Genomic DNA, 3,148 nt, shown 5'->3' with positions numbered 1-3,148 from the left:
TCATATAACTCGAGAGTCAAGATATTTTCTCTTTTTTTTAGATTAATTTTTGACAACTATAAGCGGGGGGTTCACAGGTTTTCTGAAAGAAAGGATTGACAGGTAAGGAAAGATTAAGGTGTTTTGCAATAGGATGAGGGCTTGAGATTGTCAACAATAGCAGGCAATAATTGTTCCCCACCAAGCAAATCGTTGGAAGGCAGAATGCCTAGAGTTTTTGACAGGTACAGCGACCGACTATTCAGCGTGCTTTTATTGAATCGCCCCTAGACATAATGGCTGACAGTTGACAAAAAAAGACCTGCCCCTTGCAAACGTGGGTTATGTTGGAACCTCGTGAACCCCAACACAGAGCCATAACCAAGGAGGCAGGTCATGAAGAAGTCTAGCATATTTGTAGGATTGGACGTCCACAAAAACTCCATTGAGATCGCTATCGCCGAAGCTGGCCGAAACGGTGAAGTTCGCAGTTACGGAAAAATTGACGGGAGCCTTGGCGCCCTCGACAAAGTCATCCGAAAACTGGTTTCGAAAGGTTATGAGCTGCATTTCGTCTATGAAGCTGGCCCCTGTGGTTATGAGATTTATCGCCATCTTGCAGCTCAAGGATTTGATTGCATGGTGGTTGCGCCAGCAATGATTCCCAAGCAAAGTGGCAACCGAATCAAAAATGATCACCGGGATGCCCAAATGCTGGCCCGCCTGCATCGGGCCGGTGAATTGTCGGCTGTTTTTGTGCCGTTTGCCGAAGATGAAGCCATGCGGGACCTCACCCGATCGAGAGAGGATGCCAAGTTGGCGGAAAAAAAGGCCAAGCAGCGCATTTTGGCTTTTCTTCTCCGGCACGGTCACCACTTCAACGGGCGAAGCCACTGGAGCCAGGCGCATTTGCGTTGGATCGCCGGAATCAAAATGCCTCATCCGGCCCAACAGATCGTCCTTCAGGAATATGTGGACGCATTCACTGAATGCACTCGCCGTGTGGAGCGCCTTACGGGGCAAATCCAACAGCTTTTGCCCCAATGGCGAATGGTTTCGGTAGTAAAGGCTTACCAATCCCTCCGGGGTGTCTCCTTGATTGTGGCCGCCACAACTGTTGCCGAGATAGGAGACATGACGCGCTTTACGAGCCCCGTTGAACTGATGTCCTATCTCGGTTTGGTGCCTTCGGAGCACTCCAGTGGCGAAAAAACAAAACGGGGCGCCATTACAAAAACAGGCAATGGCCATGTGCGCCGGGTTCTGGTGGAAGCCTCCTGGGCATACCGCCTTCCTGCCCGGGTTAGTCGGGAGTTGCGCAAACGCCAAGAAGGTCTGTCGCAGGAGATATGCGATATCTCCTGGAAAGCCCAGCTTCGATTGTGTGCCCGCTACAAACGAATGCTGGCGAAGGGTAAGCCCAAACAGGTGATCGTGACGGCCATCGCCCGAGAACTCTGTGCCTTTATGTGGGCAATAGCCCATGAGGTTGAATTTCCGATAATGGCATAAAGAATAAAACCCAAAACTACAGCCTCAAAACACGTTAGGGGCAAACTTATCGAACAATAATCAATACTCCAGGGTAGTTACAGGGGCGCAACCACGGTCAGGAGAACCCTCGGGAAAACTATCGGATCAGGCCCTTAGGCCGAACTCACGCTACTAGAGAGAGGAAGCTCCGCGACGAAGCCAAGTCAGGCGGTATCCAATCCGCGAATATCAGAGTGATCAACCGTCGCAACATGGGTTCCGCCTCTGCAAGTACCCTGGAAAATAACCGCGAAAAAAACCGCTGAAAAACAGTTGGGCAGGGAACGATTCGGCTCTTGACAACTGTCAGCCATATCAGTTTTCTTGGACACTGATTTGGGGTAAAGTCCCCGTGTCCAAGGAGAGAGAATATGACTACAAAGAACAAGAACGAAACCGTCAAAGGCCCCTTAGCCGAAGGACAGCGTTGGAGTGCCTCCCGCAAGCGTGAGGTTGTCCTACGCATGCTTCGGGGCGAATCCGTTGACGCCCTGTCCCGCGAGCTGAGTATCGAAATCTACCGTCTGGAGCAGTGGCGGGAGAATGCCCTTGCCGGGATCGATGAGTCGTTAAAAAAGCGGCCAAAAGATCCGGTTCAGGCCGAACTCAATCAGGCCATGCGCCGGATCGGCGAATTGACCATGGAGAACGAACTCCTTTGGGAACGGGTTAAAAAACCCGGCCCTTTAGCCAAGCGGAGATCGTCGAAATGAGCCAAACGATCTCCCCGGGAGCAGACAAGCCCTACGGCGTCCAGCGGGTTTGCACTGTCTGGGAACAGGCTCGCTCCTCGTTCTATCATGCCTCGCGCCAAAGTCCACCAGCGGTGCCTAAACGTCGTGGTCCGCGTCCATTGATAAGTGACGAGGACCTATTGGGCTTGATCCGTCACGACCTGGCAACCTCACCGTTCGTAGGAGAGGGACACCGTAAGGTCTGGGGACGGTTACGGTTCCGTGATGGCCACCGTGTGTCACGCAAGCGGATTCTGCGGATCATGCGCGAAAACCACCTACTTTCTCCGCACCGAGGACGGCCCAAAGCTGCCAAGGCGCATGAGGGCAAGATCATCACCATGGCACCGAACTTGATGTGGGGCACCGATGGCACCCGCGTCTTCACTCTTGACGAGGGCTGGGTCTGGATCTTTGCGGCTGTGGAGCATTGGAACGCCGAATGCGTCGGCTGGCATGTGTGCAAAACCGGCGACCGCTATGCAGCCCTGCAGCCCCTTTCCATGGCCTTAAGCCGCCTTTACGGCAGCGTAGAGAAAGGAATTGCCCGGGGGCTGTCCCTGCGCATGGACCATGGCACCCAGTACCTCTCAGACCATTTTCAGAACCAGATCAAGTTCTGGGGGATCACTCCCAGCTTTGCCTTCGTTGCCGAGCCTCAAACCAACGGAGTTGCCGAACGTTTTAACCGCACCTTGAAAGAGCAAGCCATTTATGGCCGAGTTTTCCGTACCGTCGATGATGTTCGCAAGGCCGTAAAGACCTTCGTGAGCCTTTATAACAGCGAATGGCGAGTCGAGAAAAACGCCTTCACGTCACCTGACGAAATCCGCCATAACTGGCTGGAAAATCGGATGGCAGCATAGTCTAAACTTGTGTCCAAAGAACCGTTTCCGCTACAC

The 3,148-nt window shown here is 53.0% G+C and carries 3 protein-coding genes; all 3 read left to right on the top strand.

What is annotated here, in order from left to right; translation table 11 throughout:
* Positions 1 to 375: 375 nt before the first annotated feature.
* The 3 genes from N902_RS0114165 (at position 376) to N902_RS0114155 (ending at position 3,112) form a co-directional block, all read left to right on the top strand.
* Positions 376 to 1,491 (top strand): IS110 family RNA-guided transposase, encoded by a 1,116-nt coding sequence (locus N902_RS0114165; protein ID WP_027371440.1) that lies wholly within the window; start codon positions 376 to 378, stop codon positions 1,489 to 1,491.
* Between the two features lie 392 nt (positions 1,492 to 1,883).
* The gene (locus tag N902_RS18110) at positions 1,884 to 2,225 is read left to right on the top strand and encodes a hypothetical protein (RefSeq protein ID WP_051564623.1); all 342 of its coding nucleotides are present in this window, start codon (positions 1,884 to 1,886) and stop codon (positions 2,223 to 2,225) included.
* Positions 2,222 to 3,112 carry an integrase core domain-containing protein gene (locus N902_RS0114155; protein ID WP_027371439.1) on the top strand — a complete coding sequence of 297 codons (891 nt, stop codon included), beginning with the start codon at positions 2,222 to 2,224 and terminating at the stop codon, positions 3,110 to 3,112. Before N902_RS18110 ends, N902_RS0114155 begins: the two co-directional genes overlap by 4 nt.
* Positions 3,113 to 3,148: the final 36 nt, after the last annotated feature.

Source organism: Desulfovermiculus halophilus DSM 18834 (genome assembly GCF_000620765.1).
GTDB lineage: Bacteria > Desulfobacterota > Desulfovibrionia > Desulfovibrionales > Desulfothermaceae > Desulfovermiculus > Desulfovermiculus halophilus.
The sequence above is the reverse complement of the archived record's forward strand: the minus strand, read 5'-3'. Positions and strand labels throughout refer to the sequence as shown.